At 38.1% G+C, this 25,691-nt stretch carries 21 protein-coding genes; 13 read left to right on the top strand and 8 right to left on the bottom strand.

Going from position 1 to position 25,691, the window contains the following annotated elements; genetic code table 11:
* Positions 1 to 67: 67 nt before the first annotated feature.
* Positions 68 to 1,216 carry an MraY family glycosyltransferase gene (locus K322_RS0112220; RefSeq protein ID WP_035332011.1) on the top strand — a complete coding sequence of 383 codons (1,149 nt, stop codon included), beginning with the start codon at positions 68 to 70 and terminating at the stop codon, positions 1,214 to 1,216.
* On the opposite strand, the gene K322_RS0112215 is transcribed toward K322_RS0112220, so the two are convergent.
* The 3 genes from K322_RS0112215 to prmC are packed head-to-tail and all read right to left on the bottom strand — an operon-like array spanning position 1,205 to position 3,214.
* Positions 1,205 to 1,900, bottom strand: coding sequence for a ComF family protein (locus K322_RS0112215; RefSeq protein WP_246037307.1), 696 nt, complete (start codon positions 1,898 to 1,900; stop codon positions 1,205 to 1,207). The genes K322_RS0112220 and K322_RS0112215 overlap by 12 nt on opposite strands.
* Complete coding sequence (locus tag K322_RS0112210) at positions 1,878 to 2,369, bottom strand: regulatory protein RecX (protein WP_026627152.1); 492 nt, start codon at positions 2,367 to 2,369, stop codon at positions 1,878 to 1,880. The genes K322_RS0112215 and K322_RS0112210 overlap by 23 nt, the downstream gene beginning before the upstream one ends.
* Entirely contained in the window at positions 2,366 to 3,214 is an 849-nt protein-coding gene (gene prmC / locus K322_RS0112205; protein WP_026627151.1) for a peptide chain release factor N(5)-glutamine methyltransferase, read from the bottom strand. Before prmC ends, K322_RS0112210 begins: the two co-directional genes overlap by 4 nt.
* Before the next feature lie 59 nt (positions 3,215 to 3,273).
* Between prmC and ribD the strand changes: the two genes are divergently transcribed.
* The 10 genes from ribD to K322_RS0112150 all read left to right on the top strand — a co-directional run bounded on the left by ribD (position 3,274) and on the right by K322_RS0112150 (position 14,985).
* A complete protein-coding gene (gene ribD / locus K322_RS0112200) occupies positions 3,274 to 4,320 on the top strand; it encodes a bifunctional diaminohydroxyphosphoribosylaminopyrimidine deaminase/5-amino-6-(5-phosphoribosylamino)uracil reductase RibD (protein ID WP_374116868.1) in 1,047 nt (348 codons plus the stop codon).
* A 79-nt stretch (positions 4,321 to 4,399) separates the two neighbouring features.
* Positions 4,400 to 5,809 (top strand): DUF6242 domain-containing protein, encoded by a 1,410-nt coding sequence (locus K322_RS0112195; protein WP_026627149.1) that lies wholly within the window; start codon positions 4,400 to 4,402, stop codon positions 5,807 to 5,809.
* Positions 5,810 to 5,842: 33 nt separating this feature from the next.
* A complete protein-coding gene (gene porG / locus K322_RS0112190) occupies positions 5,843 to 6,556 on the top strand; it encodes a type IX secretion system protein PorG (protein ID WP_026627148.1) in 714 nt (237 codons plus the stop codon).
* Between the two features lie 193 nt (positions 6,557 to 6,749).
* Positions 6,750 to 7,487, top strand: coding sequence for an isoprenyl transferase (locus K322_RS0112180; protein ID WP_026627147.1), 738 nt, complete (start codon positions 6,750 to 6,752; stop codon positions 7,485 to 7,487).
* 122 nt (positions 7,488 to 7,609) lie between these two features.
* Positions 7,610 to 10,276 carry a BamA/OMP85 family outer membrane protein gene (locus tag K322_RS0112175; protein WP_026627146.1) on the top strand — a complete coding sequence of 889 codons (2,667 nt, stop codon included), beginning with the start codon at positions 7,610 to 7,612 and terminating at the stop codon, positions 10,274 to 10,276.
* A gap of 80 nt (positions 10,277 to 10,356) precedes the next feature.
* Positions 10,357 to 10,872: an OmpH family outer membrane protein gene (locus K322_RS0112170; protein ID WP_026627145.1), complete on the top strand. Its 516-nt coding sequence runs from the start codon at positions 10,357 to 10,359 to the stop codon at positions 10,870 to 10,872.
* 61 nt (positions 10,873 to 10,933) lie between these two features.
* Positions 10,934 to 11,428: an OmpH family outer membrane protein gene (locus K322_RS0112165; RefSeq protein WP_026627144.1), complete on the top strand. Its 495-nt coding sequence runs from the start codon at positions 10,934 to 10,936 to the stop codon at positions 11,426 to 11,428.
* Between the two features lie 91 nt (positions 11,429 to 11,519).
* Entirely contained in the window at positions 11,520 to 13,154 is a 1,635-nt protein-coding gene (locus K322_RS0112160; protein WP_026627143.1) for a DUF4836 family protein, read from the top strand.
* 5 nt (positions 13,155 to 13,159) lie between these two features.
* Positions 13,160 to 13,804 (top strand): ATP-binding cassette domain-containing protein, encoded by a 645-nt coding sequence (locus K322_RS0112155; protein ID WP_026627142.1) that lies wholly within the window; start codon positions 13,160 to 13,162, stop codon positions 13,802 to 13,804.
* Positions 13,801 to 14,985, top strand: coding sequence for an FtsX-like permease family protein (locus tag K322_RS0112150; RefSeq protein WP_026627141.1), 1,185 nt, complete (start codon positions 13,801 to 13,803; stop codon positions 14,983 to 14,985). The genes K322_RS0112155 and K322_RS0112150 overlap by 4 nt, the downstream gene beginning before the upstream one ends.
* 34 nt (positions 14,986 to 15,019) lie before the next feature.
* Here K322_RS0112150 and corA read toward each other — a convergent pair whose 3' ends face one another.
* Both corA and rsmA read right to left on the bottom strand, forming a co-directional pair.
* Positions 15,020 to 15,970, bottom strand: coding sequence for a magnesium/cobalt transporter CorA (gene corA, locus K322_RS0112145; protein WP_026627140.1), 951 nt, complete (start codon positions 15,968 to 15,970; stop codon positions 15,020 to 15,022).
* 24 nt (positions 15,971 to 15,994) lie between these two features.
* Entirely contained in the window at positions 15,995 to 16,810 is an 816-nt protein-coding gene (gene rsmA, locus K322_RS0112140) for a 16S rRNA (adenine(1518)-N(6)/adenine(1519)-N(6))-dimethyltransferase RsmA (protein WP_026627139.1), read from the bottom strand.
* A 161-nt stretch (positions 16,811 to 16,971) separates the two neighbouring features.
* Between rsmA and K322_RS0112135 the strand changes: the two genes are divergently transcribed.
* Positions 16,972 to 17,991, top strand: a complete 1,020-nt coding sequence (locus tag K322_RS0112135; protein WP_051290775.1) for a lysylphosphatidylglycerol synthase transmembrane domain-containing protein — start codon at positions 16,972 to 16,974, stop codon at positions 17,989 to 17,991.
* A 3-nt stretch (positions 17,992 to 17,994) separates the two neighbouring features.
* On the opposite strand, the gene K322_RS0112130 is transcribed toward K322_RS0112135, so the two are convergent.
* The 3 genes from K322_RS0112130 to K322_RS0112120 form a co-directional block, all read right to left on the bottom strand.
* Positions 17,995 to 18,900, bottom strand: coding sequence for a glycosyltransferase family 2 protein (locus K322_RS0112130; protein WP_026627137.1), 906 nt, complete (start codon positions 18,898 to 18,900; stop codon positions 17,995 to 17,997).
* Positions 18,901 to 18,918: 18 nt separating this feature from the next.
* Complete coding sequence (locus K322_RS0112125) at positions 18,919 to 21,438, bottom strand: YfhO family protein (RefSeq protein WP_026627136.1); 2,520 nt, start codon at positions 21,436 to 21,438, stop codon at positions 18,919 to 18,921.
* A gap of 61 nt (positions 21,439 to 21,499) precedes the next feature.
* On the bottom strand, positions 21,500 to 22,339 hold the full coding sequence (locus K322_RS0112120; protein ID WP_260203822.1) for a class I SAM-dependent methyltransferase: 840 nt from the start codon (positions 22,337 to 22,339) through the stop codon (positions 21,500 to 21,502).
* 581 nt (positions 22,340 to 22,920) lie between these two features.
* On the opposite strand from K322_RS0112120, the gene K322_RS0112115 reads away from it, so the two are divergent.
* Positions 22,921 to 25,581 carry a putative LPS assembly protein LptD gene (locus tag K322_RS0112115; protein ID WP_260203821.1) on the top strand — a complete coding sequence of 887 codons (2,661 nt, stop codon included), beginning with the start codon at positions 22,921 to 22,923 and terminating at the stop codon, positions 25,579 to 25,581.
* The last annotated feature ends 110 nt before the right edge of the window (positions 25,582 to 25,691 follow it).

Here is a 25,691-nt window from a genome sequence, read left to right as displayed (position 1 = left end):
TTTAGGGAGATTTACAATATATAGAAGATTCCTGCGTTTTTGTTTTGCAAAGACACTTATACTGTTCATGGAAAATATAAAGTTATACAATATTCTTATCATTGTTGGGGCTTGCATAGCATCTGTTATTATAGAAATGATGGTGTTGCCCCGTATTATCTATATCGCAAAGAAGAAGCGATTGTTTGACTTACCCGATAAGAGGAAGAAGCATAGTGAGCCGATTCCCCGTTTAGGAGGAATTTCTTTTACTCCTGTAATCTTATTGGTCAGTCTTTTCTGCCTTTTTATCCGGTTTATATTTCAATTCTGGGATGAAGAGCTTTTCTTCTATCGTATTCCTGAAACTATATTGCTGGTTTGCGGATTATTGGTTATTTATTTATTGGGAGCGAAAGATGATTTAGTCGGAGTAAGTTTCAAGAAGAAATTTGTGATACAATTCATCGCATCGCTGTGTATCGTAGGAAGTGGTGTGTATATAAATAATCTATATGGTCTTCTCGGCTTCCACGAAATACCCGGTTTTATAGGTGTAGTTCTTAGTATCGGCTTGATCATGTTTACGACCAATGCTATAAACCTCATTGATGGAGCAGATGGTTTAGCTTCGGGTATCAGTGCTGTAGCTTTGCTTATATATGGCATTATGTTTTCGATATACGGCATGTGGACATACGCAGGTATTGCTTTCATTACACTGGGTTTGCTTGCTCCATTTTTCTATTACAATTTTGCTCATCCTACAAGAAAGATTTTTATGGGGGATACAGGTTCGTTAACACTTGGTTTCCTATTGGCTTTTATGATTCTTCGTATTTCTAAATATCCACCCGCAGTGGAGATCGTTCCTGGCGGATTGATTCTTTTGGTTCTTTCCGCATTATTCATACCTCTTTTTGATGCCTTTAAGGTGATGGTTGTACGTATCGCAAAGGGCAAAGGTCCTTTCTCTCCTGACAGAAATCATATTCACCATAAACTTATCGACTTGGGATTTTCTAAGAAAAAGGCTGTTTTTCTGATCGTTATGACCGGAGCTTTGCTTGTTGTTGCAAACTGGATTCTATTGTGGTATCTTGATTGTAATGTATTACTGATTCTGGATCTTTCGGTTGGGGTACTCGTTAATGTGTTTATATACAGAAGAATTAAAAGAAAAGAATACCGTAAGCAAAGACAAGTCGAAGAAGAGTTACTCGAGTTAGACAGCTAACCCCAATGTATAAATACTGACCCTGCAGTTTTCGCAGCTAAGCAATAGTTTGGCGCATATTTCCAGCGTAGAGCCGGTAGTCACAACATCATCTATAAGAAGAATATGTTTGTTCTTATAGATGGTTTTGTTTTTTAGATCGAATATCCCTTCTGTGTTTTGCCATCGTTCGAAACGTGAGTTTTTGGTTTGAGATGGATTGTTTATTATACGGATCAGATTTCCGACATCTATTTTAATCCCTGTTTTGTCGGATATGCCTTTCGAAAGAGCCAGAGCCTGATTGTATCCCCGTTGTTTTAATCTTTTCGGATGTAAGGGGACAGGCACGATATAATCTATATCTGAGAATTTATCTCCGTTTTTCATTATCACCTTCCCGCAAAGTTCGCCCATCATTATGGCTAGCTGATAGTTTTCTTTATATTTGATTTGATGAACAATCTTTTGCAATATTCCTCCTTTGACATAGTAGGCGAATGACGCCATGTGGACAAATGGGAATCTTCCCGCAAAGAATACCTCCAGTTGATTATTAGTTTCATTCAGATGATTAGTCTTTGGTATGTCAAGAAGGCAATTCAGGCAAAGGTGTTTTTCTTGTTCTATAAGAAGCCGTTTGCAAGAAACACATAAGCGGGGGAAGAACAACTCGATGAAGTTATTCCAGATAGTATTCATCATCAGTATTGGTCTTTAGTATTTTAGGAAGGCACTTCTGTATTTGGTCATAAGAGTATCCACGGCCAAGAGCAAAGCGGATCAGCTTGTTCCTTTTGTCGTATTCATCTTTCCCTTTTGTGGTTTTGGCTTTAGAGGTTAATACTTTCAGCAGGGAATCTTCAAAAGCGTCTGATTCAAATTCATCGAAGCTGCGAGAGATGGTTTGTTCTGATATCTGTTTCTTTTTCAGTTCGAAGATGATCTTGATTCGTCCCCACTTATTAAAAAGCAGTTTGTCTTTGATAAAAGACCGGCAAAAACGATCTTCATTCAGGTAGTTTTCTTTTTTAAGCCGGCTTATGATACGTTGGGTTTCATCCGGTTGCAGTTCCCAAAGGGATAGTTTGCGGCGGACGTCCGATTCGGCTCTTTCCGCTTTAGAACAATATGCGGCGGCTTTTACCAGAGCTTGACTTTCTGAATATTTCATTGAGCTTGTGCTATTTGTGAAACAACTATGCGGTCATTGCCCGAAAGATCTCTTACGATTCTTATATTAGTAAATCCTTTATCGGCAAGCATTTCTTTAGTATCCTGTCCTTTTTGCTGATTTATTTCGAAGTATAATCTTCCATTTGGTTTTAGCCGTTTGAGGGCGATATCAGCAATTCGTTCGTAGAATATCAGTCCATTGTCGTCCGGGACGAATAGTGCAGAGTGGGGCTCGTATTCCAGAACATTTTTGTGCATAACCTCTTTTTCGGAATCCAATATGTAAGGAGGATTACTTACTATTATATCCAGACTAAGCTCGGGGATGATGTCTTGTAACACATCGACTTTATTGAATTCGATTTTAGTATGATTGATCTCTGCATTTCTTTTAGCAACTTGCAAAGCGGGTTCGGAAAAATCCCATGCATAGACAGATGATTCCTGCCTATGTTTTTTCAGAGCAATGGCTATGCATCCGCTGCCGGTTCCTATATCAAGTACTGATACCTTTTTGTCTGTGTTTTCTGATAGTATAAGCTCTATCAACTCTTCTGTTTCGGGTCGTGGAATGAGCACGTTTTTATCTATAAAGAAGGGCAGCCCGAAAAATTCCGTTTCTTCCAATATATATTGTATAGGTTCATATGTTTGAAGACGTTGTATAATCTTATCTATTATTTGTTCTTGTGCTGGTGTTATTTTTTTACTTTTGTCAGATAAAAGAATCGGAACAGAATATCCGGTTACCTGTTCGATGATTAGTCGACCTAAGTTTACAATCTCATTTTCGGGATATATTCCTGAAAGAGAATCTTGTATTTTTTGAATTATATTTTGCATAAAGACAAAAATAAATAAATAAAGACGAAAGCCCAACTATGTCGGATGATGAAAAATATATGAGACGATGTCTGCAGCTGGCAGCCAACGGACGAGGAAGTGTTGCTCCGAATCCGATGGTGGGGGCTGTTGTCGTTCATAATAATAAAATAATAGGAGAAGGATATCACAGGGAATACGGAAAGGCACATGCCGAAGTAAATGCCATAAACAGCGTGAAGGATAAAAGTTTACTTCCGCAGTCGGTTATATATGTTTCCTTGGAGCCTTGTTCGCATTATGGAAAAACACCGCCTTGTTCGCAGTTGATTATCGATAGTAAGATCCCGAAAGTGGTTATAGCCTCACTCGACCCGTATTTTAAAGTATCGGGCAGAGGTGTGAATATGCTCAAAGATGCAGGGATTGAAGTACAGATCGGAGTTCTCGAGGCAGAGGCTTTGGAACTGAATAAGACCTTTTTTATGGCACAGAAAGAAAACCGTCCTTATGTGTTTCTGAAATGGGCACAAACGAAAGACGGATATATTGATAAAGCCAGAGAGGCCGGGTGTGCGGCTGTTCCTACTCCTATATCTAATACAAAGACTCGGATTCTGGTTCATAAGATCCGGTCAGAGGTCGCTTCTATAATGATAGCTACAAATACAGTTGTTAATGACAATCCGTCTCTTACTACCAGATATTGGAATGGAAGAAATCCCATCAGGATTATTTTAGACCGGACAAATCGGATTCCATCCGAATATCAGGTGTTAAATGATGTTGTAGAAACAATCGTTTTTACAGAAAAAGCAGAGGTGGTGAATAATAAAAATAAGACAGAATATATTGAAATTCCTTTTGATCAGAAGATGATTCCATCTTTGCTGAAAGAATTACATAAGAGGAAAATCAATTCGGTTCTGGTTGAGGGTGGATCCAGTCTATTACAGAGTTTTATCAAAGAAAAGGCTTGGGATGAAGCTTTTATCGAAGTCGCTGATAAGCTGTTCGAAGATGGAGTGAAGGCTCCGGAAATAGACGGAATTGTATTGGAAGACTTACAAATAGGAACTTCTCAGGCATTACATTTAAAGAATACGGAGAAATATAAAATATTATAAATATTGGTTTTCTGCGAGTTTAAGTGGAAAATCTTTCTATTTTTGCACATTGATACTGTATAAAAACTGTATAAACAAAATGAATATAAAGTATATAACTTATCTATTTTCAAGCCTGTTTTTCACTTTCTTGCTTATGTCGTGTAACGACGACAACACTACTACAACATATGGTTCATCTTCTAAAGATGCTCAGATATATTCATTTGCCATGTCAGCTCCTACACCCAAAAGATCAGACTCGTTGGAGCAAGTCAAACAGAATGAGATATTTGCAATTGTAAATAAAACGAAATTCGCCATAGATCAGGTCGGAGAGATTATATACAACCCGGATTCTCTTCCTTATGGAACCGAGTTGGAAAAAGTACTCTTAACTCCTACATTCAATTCTACATATGGTGTTTCTAAAGTAACACTTTTTACTCCTGATTCAGTGGGTGGATACGATTGGAATCTGACTGATTCGGTTTTCGTCAAAAAAGCACCTTTATCTATTCGTGTTATTTCACAGGCTGGAGTTCCTAAAGATTATAAACTGGATATACGTATCCATAAAATCGATCCCGATACGATCCTTTGGAATAAGATGACTTCTTATCCTGCAGCTATCGGAGAATCAAAAACAATATTACTAAAATCAGGCACACCTACATTCTTTACCTATACAGTGGTTAGTGGTGCGGCTAAATTATATACATCTCCGTCATCGGCTATCAGCTGGACTCAGAAAACTTTGAACGGTTTGCCTGCGACAATCAAGATTAAAAGTATAACCGTATATAATGATGTATTTTATGCGGTAGATAAAGATGGTAAGTCTTATAAATCAGCGGACGGAGTATCGTGGGCTAAGCAGACTCCGAGCGAAGTTGTGGAATCTATAATAGGAGTATTGCCCGAAGTAAATCGTACGGACGATCAATTATTGGTAACATATAAGGATGCCGGTAAATATTATTTCGGTAAGACTAAAGACTTGATTTCGGTAGCACCGGTATCTTATTTGTCGATATCTCCATCGGATAATGAACTTCCTGCTAATTTCCCATTAAATGAAGGTAATGCATATACCAATTATTCGTCATCGAAGAATGACAGAGTGCTGATTGTTACCTGCGGAATTGATAAAACAGGAGCCAAAGACCTATCCGGAACCTGGGTAATTAAGAATCTCAGCGAAGGATTGGAATTATCTCCATCACAGCAAGATTCGGTAATGTTTGCCGGAAAAGGAGTATCCTTGTTCCCTTACAACAAGCAGATGTATACTCTAAAATTGAATCAATTCTTTATTTCTTCGACTTGGGGACAAAAATGGAATGTGGCAGCATCGAAACAAATGTTGAGTAAAGAGATTTCAAGAAGAAAAGATCAGACCGTTATAATAGACGATCAGAACTATATATGGATATTCGGAGGAGTATCCGAAAACGGAACATATCTGAATGATGTCTGGAGAGGACGATTGAATAGTCTTATACCTTGAGAAAATAATCAATAGGTAAATTCGGCTTATTAAATGAAGTATTACTCTGAAAAGAAAGCATTACATGTACTCTTACTCCTATTTATAACCTTGCTGGGACAAAAGGTGTCGGCTCAGGAATACGAATATGAAATAGGTGGAGCTTTAGGTACGTCTTTCTATATGGGTGATGCCAATAAATCGAAGCTTTTTCAGAATTCTCATTTAGCAACCGGAGTTGTATTCAGGTATAACCGGAATTTCAGATGGGCATATAAAGGAAATTTACTGATCGGAGGCGTTTCAGGAGATACTCGTAAATCGGGAAATGTGTTTCCAAAAGGAGAGAATGCTTCGTTTAGCAGAACCTTCTATGAGTTGGGAGGACAGGTCGAGTATAATTTCTTCCATTACAGCGACAAGTTTCAGTATCTTGGAACAAGGCGTTTTTCGCCTTATCTGTTCACAGGCTTGGGTATGACGTACGGAAGCGGCGATAAGTCTTTCTTCGGAGTTAACCTGCCTTTGGGCATCGGGCTTAAATATAAATGGAAAGACAGGCTGAATCTGGGATTTGAGTTTTCGTTCCGGAAACTATTTGGAGACTCTTTTGATGTTACCTCTAAGGATAAGAATCTTTCGTTGGATGATCCTTATAAAATAGAGAGTAGCTTTTTGAAGAATAAAGACTGGTATGTACTGACAATGTTTTCGCTGACATGGGACTTTGGAGTTCGTACCAAATCGTGCGTCAATAGTTTATATTAGGTAATAGTACGATTTAATGTTTATAGCAAAGCAATAACGGCTTATTGCTGTTATACTTGAATGGACAACAATAGGTCTGCGACCTTAAAAAAGAAAGGATTTAATACAGCGAGATTAATCAAACAAATTGTTGCTGTTATATATACAAAAACAATAGAACAGGTCTGCGACCTTAAGAATAAAATTGTAGAAAATGGCTCTTTTGGAGGATATTGATAAAGGCAAAATACCACAGCACGTTGCTATTATAATGGATGGTAATGGACGTTGGGCAAAGCAAAGGGGATTAGACCGTACTTTCGGACACAAGGAAGGTGCGGAGTCTGTGCGTTCGATTACAGAAATCGCAGCCAAATTGAACATTAAATATATAACATTATATACTTTTTCTACAGAAAACTGGAATCGTCCCGAAGAAGAAGTTTCTGCCTTAATGGAACTTTTGGTCGATTCGGTAGTAAATGAAACACCCACACTTCTAAAAAATAACATTAGCCTGAAGGCAATTGGAGATATCGGACGTTTGCCCGAGCATACACGTAAAGCTCTGGATAAATGTATTGCCGACACAGATGTCTCTACAGGATTGAATTTGGTATTGGCCATAAGCTATTCGTCCCGATGGGAAATTACGAATGCAGTGCAGCAAATCAGTCAGGATATAAATAAAGGTTTACTGAAAGATGTTGAAGAGTCAACAATATCCGATTACCTTACAACAAGGGGCATACCCGATCCGGACCTACTAATCCGTACAGGCGGCGAATTCCGTATAAGCAATTTCTTGTTGTGGCAGATTGCATATGCCGAATTATACTTTTGTGATGTATTATGGCCCGATTTCAGGGAGGATGCTTTTTGTGAAGCCATACTTGATTTCCAATGCCGGGAAAGACGCTTCGGGAAAACAAGTGAACAAGTTAATGGCTAATTGTTATAAGAATATAAATAATTAAAAGGGTCTTTGGCCTTCTTTAAAAGCAATGACGGGTAGTTGTTGCTATAATGGGTAAGTTTATAAATAGGTCTGAGACCTTAAACAAAAATAGAAATATGTTCAGAAGAGGTTTATTTGCTTTATTATCCACATTATTTGTCTTCAACTTCGGCATCAGAGCCCAAGTCGCAGATTCGACTTCGTTAGAAGCAGTTAATAAAGCAATAGCAAATACCACACAATCGCCGGATGCTTCGCTGCCGGTAATAACGTATACTCTTACTCCGAAAAAGTATGAGATTGCGAATATCACAATCTCGGGTTTGAAAAACTCGATGTATGAAGATCATGTACTGATTGGCTTTTCGGGTTTATCGGTAGGAGATAAAGTTGATATTCCGGGATCGGAAATCACCAATGCTGTAAAACGTTTCTGGAAACAAGGGTTGTTTTCGGATATTAAGATTACGGCAACCAAAATCGATGGTGATAAAATATGGCTTAATCTTGAGTTGACAGACCGCCCTCGTATTTCTGACATAGCCTTTACCGGAGTGAAGAAGGGTGAGAGAGAAGATCTCGAAAGCAAAATAGGTGTGGTAAAAGGCAATCAGATTACTCCGAATATGATTGACCGTGCCAAAAGTATTATTAAAAAATACTTTGATGGAAAGGGATTCAATAATGCGATTGTAAATATTACACAAACAGAGGACCTATCGAAAGAAAACCAAATAATACTGGGGATTGACGTAAATAAGAAAGAAAAAATAAAAGTCAATAATATTGTATTTGAAGGCAATACCGAAGTTTCGGCTAAAACTTTGGAGAAAGCAATGAAGAAAACCCGCCATAAACACACGATGTCGGCAAAAATCAGAAACTTCCTTCGTTCTACAAACTTTGTTCCTGAAAGTTACGAAGAAGATAAAGCTAAAATGCTGAGCAAATACAATGAATTAGGATATCGTGATGTCCGTATTCTTTGGGATACAGTATATAAATATAATGATAAGAAAGTAAATATAGATATCAAGCTCGAAGAAGGACAGAAATACTTCTTGCGCAAAATCAATTGGGTTGGAAATACCGAATTCTCTACAGACCAGTTGAATATGGCTTTGAATATGAGAGCCGGAGATGTTTATAATCAGAAAAAACTAAATGACAGGTTAACTGTTGATGAAGATGCCGTTGGTAATGCTTTCTATTACAATAACGGATACATATTTTATCAGGCCGATCCTGTAGAGGTAAATATTGAGAAAGATTCAGTCGATCTTGAAATCCGTATCGTAGAAGGACCTAAGGCAACTATCCGTAAAGTTTCTATATCGGGTAACGACCGTTTATATGAAGATATTGTTCGCCGTGAGTTGAGAACTAAACCGGGAGCATTGTTTAGCCGTGACGATTTGATGCGTTCTCTTCGTGAGGTAGCACAGATGGGACACTTCGATCCTGAAAAACTTCAACCGGACATTCAGCCAGATCCTGAGTCAGGAACGGTAGATATAGGTTATCCGTTAGTGTCTAAAGCAAATGACCAGATTGAGTTCTCGGCAGGATGGGGACAGACCGGAGTATTAGGACGATTGAGTTTGAAATTCACAAACTTCTCATTGAAAAATTTACTGAATCCCGGATCATATAAAGGGATTATTCCTCAGGGAGAAGGTCAGACATTGCAGTTGAGTGGTCAGACTAATGGTAAATATTATCAGTCTTATTCTATTTCATTTACAGATCCATGGTTCGGAGGAAAAAGGCCAAACTTTTTATCAGTCGGAGCCTATTATTCTATACAAACAGGTGTAAACAGTAACTATTATAATAACAATTACTATAATAATTATTACAACAGTTATTATGGAGGAAGTTCTTACGATAACTCTTACTATAATAATGCACTTGACCCTGATAAGTCTATTAAGACATTAGGTCTTTCGGTAGGATATGGCAAACGCTTGAACTGGCCGGATGACTATTTCCAGGTTGAAGCCGGATTATCTTATCAGTTGTATAGAATGAAGAATTGGGAATACTTCCTGATTCCTAACGGATCGAGCAACAATATCAGCTTATCTCTTACTCTGTCAAGAAATTCAATGGACCAACCTATATATACACGCCGTGGATCGCAATTCTCATTAAGCGTACAGGCTACTCCTCCTTACTCTATGTGGGATGGAAAAGACTATAAGGCTTTAGGGAAAAATGCGGATGGAACAGAATCTGGCGAAAAATACCGTTGGGTAGAATATCATAAATGGAAATTCAAATCAAAAACATTCGTTTCTTTGATGCCGTCTGTAACAAAAACACCGGTGCTGATGACCCGTGCCGAATATGGTTTTGTAGGTTATTATAACAAACATAAGAAATCTCCATTCGAAACATTCTATATGGGGGGTGATGGTATGTCGGGATATTCTTCGGGATATGCAACAGAAACAATCGGACTTCGTGGATACGAAAACGGATCTATCGGTTACTACTCGAGTGCTTACTCTCGTTTAGCTCTTGAGCTGAGATATCCGTTGATTCTGGAGCCAAGTTCAACTATATATGTCCTTTCTTTTGTTGAGGCCGGTAATGCTTGGGATGACCTGAAAGACTTTAATCCTTTCGACTTGAAACGTTCTGCCGGAATCGGGGCACGTATCATGCTTCCTATGATCGGATTGATCGGTATCGACTGGGCATACGGATTTGATAAAGTTCATAACAGCCGTCAATACGGAGGCAGCCAGTTCCACTTTATCATCGGACAAGAATTTTAACACTATTTGACTGTGTTATTGTAAACTATTTGAAAGAATAAGCGTCTTTTATGTATAACACACATAAAGAAATTGGAATTATGAAAAAGTTAGTTTTATTATTTAGTCTGTTCATAGCTTTTGCAGCAAGTAGTTATTCTCAGAAGTTTGCATTGATAGACATGGAATATATTTTGAAAAATATAAGCAGCTATGAAACTGCAAACCAACAGCTCGAAGCCGTTTCCAAGAAATGGGAATCGGAAGTGAATACAGCTCAGACAGAAGTTCAGAATATGTATAAGTCTTATCAGTCAGAACAGGTATTTTTATCTGCAGACCAAAAGACTAAAAAAGAGAATGAAATTGTAGAAAAGGAAAAAGCTGCTCAGGAACTGAAACGGAAATACTTCGGTGCTGACGGAGAATTGTTTAAAAGAAGAGAAGCATTGATCAAACCTATTCAGGATGATATCTATAATGCGGTGAAAGAAATATCAGATGCTAAAGGTTATCAGCTTGTTTTAGATAGGGCTTCAGCTAGTAGTGTTATTTTCGCATCGCCGAGAATTGACATAAGTAATGAAGTCTTAGCGAAACTCGGATATTCAAAATAAATTATATACATTTGTGCGTAAAGAATTGAAACTAAAATTATAACAAGAAACACAAGAGATTATGTTAAAGAAACTCGTTATCCTTTTCATCGTTTTGGCTCCGATGGCTGCGTTTGCTCAAGAAAAGCTTGCGTACATCAACACTCAGGAAGTGTTTACTCAGATGCCGGAAATCAAAGACGTTGAAACTAAGCTTGGTACTAAGCAAGAGGAAATTAAAAAGAACCTTTCTGCAATTCAGGCTGAGTACGATAAAAAAATTGAAGAATTTAAAGCTGCCGGTCAGGCTACAGATGCTGTTGCTCAGGATCAGGCTAAACAATTGCAACAAATACAAGAAAGATACGAAACTTATCTTCAAAACAGCGATAAGGAATTCTCTGATCTTCGTCAACAATTGTTAGCTCCCCTACAACAAAAAATGCAGGCGGCTATCAAAACAGTAGGAGACAAAAACGGATATACTTATATCCTGGAAGTCGGAGCTGCTCCTTATATTTCAACAAGTGCTGTAGATGCCGGTAAACTCGTAAAAGTAGAGTTGGGCATCAAGTAAGTAATATTGATATAATAATCTTACTATAATAAATAATAAGGGTGGCCTATGCAGATAGCCATCCTTTTTTTTCTAATCGTATATTACAATTATGAGTTTAAAGAAAATTCTATTCACGTTATTAGTTGCGGTAACTGTGTTTTCTTCGTGTAATCAGTCTTCTGATCTGAGTAATGCGATTCCGGCCGATGCAAGTTATGTTGTGCATATAAATACTAAATCTCTAATCGAAAAATCACAGTACGATATTTTCAGTAATCCTACTGTGAAACAAGGTATAAATATGTACAAGGTTATGCTTAAGGATGACTCTAAAATAAAGTTTCTGGATGATTTTCTGAAAGACGCCAATTCTTTAGGTCTAAATCTGAAGAATGAAACCTATATTTTTACGAATTATAAAGTATATGGTGTGGTTCTGGGGGTTAATGATGCAAAAAAAGTAAAAGATGCAATCTCAAATCTGGCTTCTGTTAAAGAAGAAACTATTGTAAAAGATGGTGATTTTTATCTGATATCTCCCGAGTCGGAAGTTTGTATTGCATGGAATAATTCTAAATTGATCTTACTTGCGGATATCCGTAAAACATATAACGATCCGGGTAAAGAGTCTCTGGATGTAGTCCAGATGTCGAAAGATTTATTGGTGCAAAGTGCCGATAAAAGTATCAACTCGAATAAATCGTATGTTGAATTTGCCAAAGACCAGAAAGATTTTTCTGCATTTATTACAATGCAGGGGCTTGATGAATTGGAATCGTTGAGCAGTTATCTTCCATATGGCGGATATATGGCTTTGAATCCTTTGAAAAAGGCGTTGTCGCAATTTGAAGGGGTATCTACCGGTGTGACTGCATCTTTTGAAAAAGGAGAACTGGTATTTAATAGCAAATATTACTTCACTACTCCCGAAGTAGAACAGAAGTTCAAAGAGTTTGCTTCAAAAATGTCAGGAACTATTAAAGGAGATCACTTAAAATATCTTGCAGCTGATCCTGTTATGTTATTTTCAACAAATATCAAAGGAGCCGGTATATACAGTTATATAGAAGAGTTGGGGCTGCTGAATAAGCTTGAATCTACAACCGAAGATATTTTGACTAAAGAGCAACTTGGTTCTTTGATTAAAGGATGTAATGGTGATGTGACTTTTGCTCTGACTTCTTTCAAAAAAGGACAGAATTCAACGAATGATACGGAAATTGATGAATTTGAAGTAAGCCAAAATACAACACCCGAATGTTTCTTTATGATGGATATTGAAAAACCGTCTGATGTTACGGATCTCATCAAAAAACAAATTACTGAAGGTGGACTCCAATGTGCTGATTTGGGTGATGGTAAATACTCAACTAAGATAGATGACAAAGTTACTTTGTATTTTGGTGTGAATAAGAATACATTTTTTGTAACTAATATCGAATCGGTATTTGCTTCTCTTAGTAACAGCAATCAGACTAACAGATATGCTGACCTGATTAAGGCTAAATCGGCTGTCCTTTATGGAGATTTGGGATTAATTAAAGATGCTCTTGGAGATACTCCCGATATGGCTGCTTATAAAAATATGCTTTCATTCCTGAGTAAATACGAATATACTGTTGATAATTCAAATTTTACAGGAAAAGGTAAACTTGAATTTGCTGATAAATCTCAAAACAGTTTGGCGGTTATCTGCAAGCAAATAGATGCGGCTATATCTCAATTGGGATCAATGTTTCAATAACCGGAATGGACAAGATCTATCTAAATAACACACTTCCTGATATTTTTTTATCGGATAATAAAATTTGTTCCGAAATCTGGAAACAGGATATCTGTTTTGAGCGTGGGCAATATTATCTGATTGAAGCTAATTCGGGAACAGGAAAAAGTTCTCTCTGTAGCTATTTGTATGGCTACAGAGACGACTATTCCGGCACTATCCAGTTCGACGACAGCAGTATCCGCAACAGGAAAGCGTCTTTTTGGGATGAAATAAGATGCAGACATCTGAGCCTTCTTTTTCAGGAACTCTGTTTATTTCCCGAACTGACAGCGATGGAGAATGTTCTGCTTAAGAACAACCTCACTCATCATAAGTCCGAGGCCGAAATAAATTATATGTTCGAACAATTGGGCGTCAGTGAAAAGAAAAATGCATTGGTAGGGAAAATGTCATGGGGGCAACAGCAAAGAGTCGCTCTGATACGTTCGTTGTGCCAGCCATTTGATTTTATTATACTCGATGAGCCCATTAGTCACCTCGATGATAAAAATGCCCGTATAATGGCTGATTTGCTCTCGAAAGAGGCACGGCTTCGCGATGCAGGTATTATCGCAACATCTATAGGTAAGCATTTACCTCTTGATTACACAAAAACTCTATCCTTATGAAATTAGTCTGGAAGCTGCTTCGTGAAAATATAAGCAAGGCTCAATTGATCGGTTTTGGTATAGCCAATCTGATAGGACTTATTATTGTGTTGCTGGCCATTCAGTTTTATTTAGATATCAGCCCTGTTTTTACCGAGAAGGATAAGTTGTTTAAGCGTGATTATGTGACGGTATCTAAACAAGTAGGACTTATAACCGGATTAACTGCTAAATCGAATGGATTTAACAGTGCAGAGATAGAAGACCTGAAGAAGCAGCCATTTGTAAAAGATGTAGGAGCATTTACTCCTTCTCAGTACAGTGTTTTCGCAGGCTTCAATAATCAGAATATGGGAGTAGGTTTTAATACCGAAATGTTTTTTGAAGCTGTTCCCGATAATTTTATTGATGTTAAATCGGAAGATTGGAAGTTTTCTCCGCTCGACACGAGTATTCCCATAATTCTGCCTAAAAATTACCTTGATCTGTATAATTTCGGCTTTGCAGAATCGAAATCAATGCCTAAGCTGACCGAAGGTCTTATAGGCATGATAAACCTTGATATTACTATTTTTACCAAACATAAAGAACCCAAAGAGATGAAAGGGCGTATTGTCGGTTTCTCGAACCGGATCAATACTATATTAGTCCCCGAATCTTTCATGAGTTGGGCGAATGAACACTATGGCAATAATACACAGGTACAGCCTGCCCGCCTGATCGTAGAGATCAGTAATGTGGCAGATCCTAATCTGGCTAATTATTTCAAAACAAAAGGTTATGAGATAAGCGGTGATAATACAACTGCCAGTAAAATGGCTTTCTTTCTGAAAATAATAGTAGGTATAGTTGTATCGGTAGGTATTGTTATATGTTTGTTGTCGTTTTTTGTTCTTGTTCTGAGTATATTTTTACTGCTTGAGAAGAATATGGGCAAATTAAAAACTCTCCGTTTGATAGGCTATACAAAATCGTATGTGGTGCGTCCTTATGAACTCTTAACAGTGATACTAAATGGCGTGATATTGGTTATATCATTGCTGATAGTGCTTGTTCTCAGAGGAAAGTACCTTGATGCCGTAAATAAAGTCTTATCGATTGGGGAAACTGTTTCCGCAGTATATATCGTAGGTTTGGGTATTCTGATCTTCGTCTTACTGTCTCTTCTGAATATATTTATTATCCGTCGTAAAGTTAAATAGGTCTTATATCTTTAAATGGTACCTGTTAAATGATTTACAGCCACTTCTTTCGCTTAAAATAGAAGAGGATAACGGCAACGGCAAATACCATGAGTCCTATCGAAAACTCATAACCAAACTTCCATGACAGTTCGGGCATAGAATCACCGAAGTTCATACCGTAGATACTGGCTATCAAAGTAGGCGGCATAAAGATTACGGAAATTACCGTAAACATTTTGATTATCTTATTTTGTTCGATATTAACAAAACCCAGAAAAGTATCCTGTAAGTAGTCCAGACGGTCGAAGCTGAAACGGATATGTTCAAGCAGCGAATTAATATCTTTAACAACAATAGTCAGTTTACTGTGTAACTCGTAAGGAATAAGCTCACTTTTCAGCATGTTAGATACAGCACGTTGTTTTTCTATTATATTTTCCCGAAGGAGCATAGTCTTTTCCTGTAAGTCTTTTATTTCCATCAGAAGCTCGGCATCAGCTGCTTCGTCCATGGTAAGGCTATTACTCAAAGTGGTTATTTTCTGAGTCATTTCCTCTATCATATCGGCATCTACTTCTACGCGGGTTTCAAGCAGGGCAACAAATACATGGTATCCGGTGGGATAATTCTTCGGACTTGCAGATATCTTCTTTACAGTCTCCTGAAAAGAGGTCAGATCTTCGTCACGAACAGTTATCAGTATATTGTTTTTCAGAATAAACGAGACGGGTTCACGCTCAAAATTAAGACGAAGGAAATTGAAGTTTACTACAAGCGAATCGCTCGTTTCCATATAACGAGACGACATCTCGATCTCGATCATCTCTTCCTCTTCCTGTATATATATCTTCAGGTAGTCTTCGAGCTCGTTTTCGATTTCTTCATCCACATTATTTAAGTCGATCCATAAGAAATTCTTGATCGGATTCGTTTTCAAGAATTCTATACTGCGGCTTATACGAATCACATTGTCTTTGTGATAAAATAGTCTCACTTCTGACATAACGCTCTGTTTTTCTTCGTTATTTTATTCCTTTCTTCTTATCCCTGCGTTTTCAGAACCGGTAGGCATGTGCTTTTGCGTAAGGTTGGTAAGATATACAAACTCTTCCACCGATAATTGTTCGGGTCTTTTATCGAATATTGAGTCAGAGTATACTTCATTATCTTTACCCAGCATAGGTTTCATCGAATTACGCAACGTTTTTCTCCGTTGGTTGAATGATGTTTTTATAACTGTTTTAAACAGCTTTTCATCACAATCGAGCGAAGTCCTGCTGTTTCTTACCAGTTTTATGACAGCCGATTTCACTTTCGGAGGCGGATTGAATACAGTTTCACTTACTGTAAACAAATACTCAATATCATACCAAGCTTGTAAAAGGACACTGAGTATTCCGTATGCCTTTTTTCCCGGTTTTGACGCAATCCGTTCTGCTACTTCTTTTTGGAGCATTCCGGAACAGCATGGAATATGATCTTTATAATCAAGTACCTTGAAAAATATCTGAGAAGATATATTGTAAGGATAGTTACCTATTACAGTGAACTTATCAGGACATATATCGGTAAGGTTTAATTTCAGAAAATCGCCTTCGATAATCTTTCTGTTCAGACCCGGAAAATGTTCTTGCAGATAAGGCACAGATTCGCGGTCAAGTTCAACGACTGTGAGGTCGATGTTTTTTTCCAGAATAAATTGAGTGAGCACACCCATGCCCGGACCGACCTCGATTGCAGGAATCTCGCTGAAATCATCTAACGTATCAGCAATTCGCTTAGCAATTTGTAAGTCTGTCAAGAAATGTTGACCAAGAAATTTTTTCGGTGTTACTGCTCCCATTTACTATTAATTAAAATATCGTTATCTTTGTGCGGTGCAAAGTTAATCAATTTATCCTATAGATAAGTGAAATAAGGTATTCGACACAGTATTTTTTGAGTAGCCTTAGAGTATTGCGTTTTGTATAACAAAAGAGTTTTCTTATTCTAAAATAACAGTAGATGGATAATAATACCATTCAGACGGAAGAGACGGAAAAAAAACAATCACTGATATCTCAGATTCTTAAAATAATCATACCCTTGGCTCTAGGCGTACTTATCCTTTGGTTTTTATATAGGGATACTGATTTCGATAAGATGTGGGTAACTATAAAGGATGCTAATTGGGGGATACTTGCCCTTTCTTTGATATTCGGACCTTTGGGTAATATAATACGGGGTGTACGCTGGAAGATGCTGATAGAACCCTTAGGTTATAATCCGTCAAAACGGAGTCTTATTTATTCCGTTCTCGGAAGTTATGCGGTAAATATCGCTATTCCCCGTGGAGGAGAAGTCTGGAGATGTGCCATGGTTGCTAAAGGAGAGAAAATTCCTTTTACCAAATTGATCGGTTCGATGTTGCTCGACCGTGTATCCGATACCTGTACTGTAGCATGCATTATTTTACTGGCATGTTGTTTCAATGTGGATGTTTTTCTGTCTTATATCAGAGATAATCAGGCATTATCGGCTACTATTCAGAATTTGTATTCTTCTCCTTGGATAATAGGAGGAGTTATTGTTGCTGCCATCTTTATCGGACTGATATTTACGGTATTCAAAGAGAATAAGATTGTGAAAAAGGTTCTGAGTATTATTCTCGGATTGTTGAATGACATGAAAACCATTTTCAAGATGAAGCATAAAGGTCGTTTCCTGTTATATACTATTGGAATCTGGGTTTCTTATTTTCTGTATTTTTATATTACATTCTACGCATTTGATTTTACCCGTCATTTGGGTATAACTGCAGCCTTGATTGCTTTTGCTCTGAGTAGTTTGAGTATGGCCATTCCTACTAATGGCGGGATAGGAGTCTGGCATGCGGCTGTGGTGTTATCATTGGGCTTGTATGGTGTGACCAAAGAATCGGGAGAAGCATTTGCATTTGTAGTATTTGCCGTACAAAATCTGTGGATTGTGATTATCGGGCTGTTCAGTATGTTTGCTTTGTCGTTAAAGCCTTCTACAAAATAAGGCTTATTTACCCAATAATCCTTTCGTTACGTTCCATCTGAATTGCAGCAGTCTGAATCCTTTTGATGGCTGTAAGCCTAAAGTATAACCAGCGAATAAGACTACCGATGCTCCCCATTTGATGCCTTCGGATAATAAACGGTTCCGAAATTCTTTTTCTGAGACAGCCTTTGTGCGTATACGCTCGCTTTTTCCTATCGAATAGGTGAGTTTATGGAAAAACTCATCGGTCATTTTATTTGGCGGTATGTGATGATATATGGGTATATCGGGTAGATAATAACAGACAATATTGTTATTCTTGAGTCGATTGAACATATCTTTATCTTCGGCTCCGATCAATGATGTGCCTTTGCGCCCCAACTCGGTATTATAGTTCCCATACCGTTCATATAATTCTTTCTTTATAATTGTATGTCCTGTTCCCGGATAATTTTTAGCTTCGAGAATCTTAACCTCTTTTCCCTGATCAAAATAACCGCCTATCAGTCTTTGTGTAAAACGAGACATCCATTTAGGTTCGGGTATTTCATAAACGGGAATAACGGGAGTTCCGCATAATACAGCTTCGGGATAAGTTCTTAGGTGATTATCGAGCCTTTCGAGATGTTCGGGGATAATTGTTTCATCATCATCGACAAAGATCAGATATTCTCCCTGAGCTTCTTTAATCCCCCTGTTCAGGGCAAACGATAGTCCCTGATTCATTTCTTTGAAATACCTGAAATTTTTGTTTGGGTATTCTGCTCTGAATTCTTTACAGATACTAGCGGTATTATCCGTGCTGTTATTATCTATGACGATGATTTCGTAATTATTATCAGGATATTTCTGATCGCAGACCGATTGTAAGGTCTGTCCGATATATTTGTCCCGGTTGTATGTACAGGTAATAAATGAAAATCTCATTAGTATGATATTCCTTAATTACTTAATTCTGTCTTTTCTGATAAAAGCAGATGCAATTCCTCCAATCAATAACAACAGCAATGCCGCAGTACTTATTGAAGCCACAGTACGAGCTGTATTGTATTTGTGAGGAACGAATTTGAATTCTATCTCATGTTCTCCTGCCGGAACACGTATTGCTCTTAATGTCCAGTCGGCACAGTATACGGGGGTTTCTTTTCCATCTACATAAGCTTCCCAACCATTTTGGTAATATATCTCCGACATAACGGCCAGTTGCTCGGTTTTAGCCGAAGATTTGTATTTAAGCAGGTTTGGCTTGTATTCAGTCAGCTCGATACGTGCAGTAGAGTCCGGCACTATTTTAAAGCCCGACAAATCAGCCTCGAATTTTTTATTCAGCACAGCTGTTTTCAGGGGATCAATCGTGTTGATAGATTCGATTTCTTTGTCTGCATTATCAACGAATGTATAATCTTCGACAAACCAAGCATTTCCCATTGCATACGGATTTTGTAATGGTGGTTGTTCCGGATGGAAGATAATATATTTAGCATTCAGCATATTCAAAGCTGTGTTCGCTTTAAAAGTACTGGTGATGCTGTCGATATTCTGAGAATCGAAAGACTTAATGATACGGTTGATCTCCGGTTGAAGGCGGTAATCTATCAACTCCTGATAACGTTTCAGTTTTGCCGCATGGTATCCTCCGATCGACTTATGGTAATATGATGTTTTGGTTTCGTTAAACGGATTATTCAGATTCAACACACGGTATGATACACTTTTGTCTTGTAATATCGCATGATCTACCGCTGTTTGCGGAAAAGGCTGATTGGTATTATAAGCCAGTTTGCTTTGGAATTTATCGTTATCCAGATATCTTTTGTCTACATTCCATAAGTCTATCAGAACTAATACGATAAGGCCTAGTGTAGCATAAAAAGCAACTTGTTGTTTATTACCCTTCATTTTAAGAGTAGCCAATAGAGTTGCGCCTGCTAATAAGATAAAGAAGAATGATCGTATGGCATCCGACGATAACAAGTCTTTACGATCGGCTATCAAGGCTGTGTAATACCAGTCCGGAACCTGAGTCATCCATTGCTGGTCGTTTTCAGAAGAGAATGATAGCCCGAAAATTCCGGGAGCAATCCAGAGCAGTAGGCTTATTCCGGCTGTAATACCAAATGAAATACATAACGATTGCTGTAATTTTTTCTTCTCCTCCGTTTCTTCCAGAAACTCTTTGAGTCCCCATACCGCAACGATTATCATAGTGAGAGCCGGTATGACTAATGCCGTTGAAACAGCCCTGAACTTGTTGTACATAGGGAAATGGTAAAAGAACCAATCGTTGAAGCCTTCGAAATTATGTCCCCATGACAAGAATATGAAAAATATGGTTGAAGCAAGCAGTACCCATTTGATTGGGCTTTTGATAACGAACATACCTAATACGAATAAGAAGCATATGATGGCTCCGAAATACACAGGACCCGATGTAAAAGGTTGGTCTCCCCAGTATGTCTGAGCCTGAATTCCTTTTGCTTCTAATTGAGCTTGAGGTGCGTTGGTTTGGATGGCTTTATATAGATTAGAATTTGGAGATAACCATCCTCCCGAAGCTCCGCCGTTTATATCCGGAACGAGCAATGATAGAGTTTCTGCTTTTCCATAACTCCACGCAAAAGCATAATCCTTATCGAGACCCGATGATTGTTTTTCGCTGTTTGTAGGCTTCGATAATTCCGATTGCCCGCGGGTACTCTCTTTCGACATCTCATAATTTGCATAGATATTTCCCAGATTACATAAGACAGCAATGATAACACCTGCCGCCAAAGCTCCTGTGGCTTTTGCAAACCCTGCCAAGTTCTTTTTTATAATATCATTAATCAATAATCCGATATATAAAAAGGCACAGAGAATTGCTGTATAGTATGTCACTTGCAGGTGATTATTTTTGATTTGCAGAGCAAGTCCAAGCCCCATCAAAAGACCATTCAGCAAGTACTTCCTTTTGAATGCCGCAGCCATGCCCGCAATAACCAATGGCATATAAGCTATACACCAGGCTTTGGTAACGTGTCCTGCATCGAGTATAATAATATTGTAAGATGAAAGAGAATATGCTATTGCTCCTAAAACCGCAGGTAAGAAACCAACGCCCATGATACAAAAGAGGATGTAAGCCATCAGCATACCTGTAAATACAGCTCCTGCACTACTGCTGCCTAAGGCTTTGACCGGCATTTCCAGATAATCCAGAAAGTTAGGAGATCCGCCCCAGACCCCGATTTGATACGCCGGCATCCCGGAAAACATCGATCCTGTCCATGCTGATGACTCGCCTTCGTTATAGTAGTAGTCACTCAGTTCTTTAGACATTCCTTTGTATTGCTGAACATCACTTTGAGGTAGGACTTTACCTTCGAGCATAGGACTGAAATAGACAAATGTTACAGCTAAAAAGCACACGATTGCAAATACATGAGGCAATATTTGCTGCATAGCCGTTTTCTTTTGTTGTATCATATTTTTCCGGAGTTATGGTTTTATTAAGGTCTCAGACCTATTAAATATCTTCTTACATTAATTATTTCTTCTTCAGGATATAAACAAGAGAACTGTTTTTATTCAAATTAAACAGGCTTTGCAGAAAGAACCACCCACCTTTAAACAGTCCCGAAATTGAAGAAGTCTTCGATCCGTTGTTCTTTTCGCTTAACATCGAAATGTAGAATGGATCAAATGGCATGCCTTTAGTTCTTATCAATTCGAAGTTATGTTTGTTTGCGAAAAGTTCAAAATCCGCAGGCGAGAAGTGCCATAAATGGCGGGGAACATCGTATGCAGCCCAATTCTCTTTATAATAGCAAGCATCCGCAGACTCTTTGTTCGGAAGGGCAATAAATAAGGTTCCGTTATCTTTGAGTATACGGTGGAGGCTCTCCATTGTTTCATTCAGCTTTTCGAGATGTTCCAATACATGCCAAAGGGTGATAACGTCTTTGGTGTTTGCTGGTATATCGAAGAGATAATCCGAATCCTGAATGTTCAGACCGAATTTATCATGAGCATAAATACGTGTCTGTTCCGATTTTTCGATTCCGGTTACGACCCATTTCTTTTGGCGCATCGCATTCAGGAAATATCCTGTTCCGCAGCCTATATCTAGCAGGGTTCCTGTGGATGCCGGAGCATACTTGGATACAAATCCGGTCTTAGACCGCAGAGCTATCTTTCTTGCCTGATGATATAATGAATTGATTATGCCCTTATGTGAATCGGTATGTGATATGTATTCGGGAGCATCGTAGTAGATTCCTATTTCGGATTCGGCCGGGAAATCCTGAGTAAAAGCAAATCCGCATTCGGGGCATTTAAATACTGAAAATACCTCATTTGTTGCCAAATGATCTTTACATTCAAACATCCCGGAACATTTTCTGTTCGCACAAACCGGACAAAACTCAATATGTATTGTGTTCATCAGCTACAGGTAAAATAAACTCTTCAAAAAACGTGTAATAATCGGATAGACAGTCTATCCATCTCTATTGTATTTATGTATCCCGCAAAGGTACTAAAATACCGTAACAAAACAATTTGTGCTTAAGAGAATAGGGTGTGCGTTAAATATTTTTCAGATAGTATAAATCGCAAGTCCTGTTTTTTTTCTGCATTTGTCTCTGTTCCTTTTGCCTTCTTGCGGGTATCATATCCTTTATTAGTTAGTTTTTCGTTTTTTTTGCTTTTCCTTTATCATTAAATGCTTAGTTTTGCAAGTTGAATGCATAAGGCTGTTTCATTTTTAAGGTCTCAGGCCTATTTGTTAACTTGCCAAGCATAAAAGCAACAGTTAGTTATCATTTTAGAAATGTGTCATCAAATGCGTGCTGTTATTTATTAATGAAGAAGGTTCATTTCTGTATATACACATTTGTTTTTCTGTTATTTTCATCACCATTTTGGGGTTCCCAATTGTCTAGAAGTGCTGGAAACAATAGGAGCGGTTTGCTCTTATCTGACTCTGTTGTTGCTGATTCTGCAAAAAAACAGTTGACTCCTGTCGGCAATGTAAAGGCAGATTCTTTAGCTCAGGACTCAACCGCTCAGGATTCTGTTCCCAAGAAAGCGGCTTTGGATGCTCCGGTTGATTATACGGCAAATGACTCTATCGTGTTCTCATCGGGCAATATGGGATATTTGTATGGAGACAGTAAGGTCGATTATCAGACCATGTCTATCAAAGCCGAAAATATTTCGATGAGCATGGACAGCAGTATTGTACATGCAACATATGGACTTGATTCTATCGGTAAGGAGTTCGGTTATCCTGTTTTCTCTGATAACGGTACCGAATACGAAATGAAAAACGTAAGCTATAATTTCAAATCGAAGAAAGGATATATCCGTCATGTAATCACGCAGCAGGGCGAAGGATATATCGTAGCGGACAAAGCAAAGAAAAATCCCGATGACACATTTTTTATGTGTGACGGAAAATATACTACTTGTGACGATCATGAGCATCCTCACTTTTATATGATGCTCACCAAAGCTAAGGTTCGTCCAAAGAAGAATGTTATTACCGGACCCGCTTATCTAGTGATAGAGGATCTGCCGTTGCCGTTGGCAATCCCTTTCGGGTTCTTCCCTTTCTCTGAAAAGTATTCATCGGGTATTATCATGCCTTCTTATGGTGATGATATGGACAGGGGTTTTAACCTGAGGGACGGAGGATACTATTTTGCTATAAATGATAATTATGATCTGGCTCTTACCGGAGAAGTTTATACCAAAGGCTCATGGGGTATTTCGGCTCGTTCGAACTACAAATACCGATATCGTAGAAGCGGCTCTTTTAACTTGAGCTACCTGTACACAAAGATCGGAGACAAGGATATACCCGAATCATTTAGTGAATCAAAAGATTTAAGCCTGAACTGGACACATTCTCAGGATCCTAAAGCTAATATGTACCGGACATTGTCGGCTAGTGTAAGTTATCAGACTTCGACGTATAGCCGTAATAGTCTGAATCAGATTGCTAATATGGAAACCAACTCGACGCGGAGTTCAACTGTAACCCTTACTCAGACTTTCCCTGATTCGCCTTTCTCTATATCGCTCAATGCTACAGCAAACCAAAATGCACAAGATTCTTCGGTGTCTCTGACATTACCTGATTTGACAGTTACTATGTCTCGTATATACCCATTTAAACGGAAGATGGCAGCGGGTGCAGAGAAATGGTATGAAAAAGTTTCTTTGGATTATTCGTTCCAATTCAAAAACAGTATTTCTACAAAAGATGATAAGCTGCTGAAATCGAATCTGGTCAAAGACTGGCAGAATGCAGCTAAACACAGGGTGAGCGCAGGGGCAACATTTAACTTGTTCAATTATTTGAATATTTCTCCTAATTTGACGTATAACGAGCGATGGTATACCCGAAAGGTGTCGAAAGCATGGGATCCTGCATCGAATAAAATGGTTGCTGCTGATACCACGTATGGTTTTAACCGTGTATATGATTTCAGCTACTCGATAAGCCTTCAAACAAAATTGTATGGTTTTTATGAACCGGTTTTTAAAATAGGAAAATTACAAAAGATCAGACACGTGTTTACACCGTCTATCAGTTATAGCGGTAGTCCCGATTTTAGTCAGTCTCGTTACGGAGCCTACGTGGGATATAGTTATTACAATGCGGACGGAGAGCTTGTTCAAAATAAATATTCTCCATACGAAGGCGGAATATTCGGATATCCTTCTTCCGGAAAACAGGGGAATATTAACTTCAGTTTCGATAATAATATCGAAATGAAAGTGGCTACAGATAACGATTCTACTAAAATAATCAGTCTTATCGATAATTTGGGAATCAGCTTTAGTTATAATATGGCTGCCGATAAGTATAAGTGGAGCGATATCGTCACTAATACCCGTTTGAAACTCAGTAAAAATCTTACAGTAAATATTAACGCGGTATTTGACCCGTATGTATATGGGTTGGATTCTAAAAATACTCCGGTAAAACTTGATCAGCTGCGTATTTCGAAATATGGAACGATAGGACGCTTGAAAAGTACAGGATATTCAATCTCTCCTTCGATAAATCAGGACACATTTAAAAAATGGTTTGGAAAGGGAGGCGATAAAGATTCTAAAGGAAAAAAAGAACCTCGTCCGGGAGATGAAAATCTGGATGAGAACACAGAAGATACGGAAGAAACAGGACCAAGACAAAGCCTGTTCAGCAAGAAAAAAGAATCCGGAACTTATGATGATGACGGTTATCAGAGAAATGAAATCAAATGGAACCTGTCATTCAGCTACAGTATGAATTATGGTTATGGTGATTTTGACTATGAGAAACTTGAATATAAAGGAAAAATCAGACAAAATCTGAGTTTTAACGGTTCTATACAGCCAACCAAGAACTGGAACTTCTCATTTACATCGGCATATGATTTCGATGCAAAAAAGGTAACTTATATGAACTGTAACATCAGTCGTAACTTACACTGTTGGAATATATCGGCATCATTAGTTCCTTTCGGGGATTACACATCTTATTTTGTAACACTGAGAGTAAATTCTTCTATGTTGCAGGATCTTAAATACGAAAAAAGAGGACGTAAAACAAGTTATGATCCCGCATGGGATTGATAAAAGGGGATTAGATATTTCAAATCTGAGGTCTTATGCTTAGGCGATAAAACGACCAAGGACTGTTATAAACAAAAGTATATCATTAAATACTTTCTTTTACTTAGAAC

Origin of the sequence: Indolivaga capnocytophagoides DSM 22835 (assembly GCF_000426485.1) — a bacterium.
Lineage (GTDB): Bacteria > Bacteroidota > Bacteroidia > Bacteroidales > Dysgonomonadaceae > Dysgonomonas_A > Dysgonomonas_A capnocytophagoides.
Note: the sequence above shows the minus strand (reverse complement) of the source record. Positions and strands in the feature narration are given on the sequence as shown.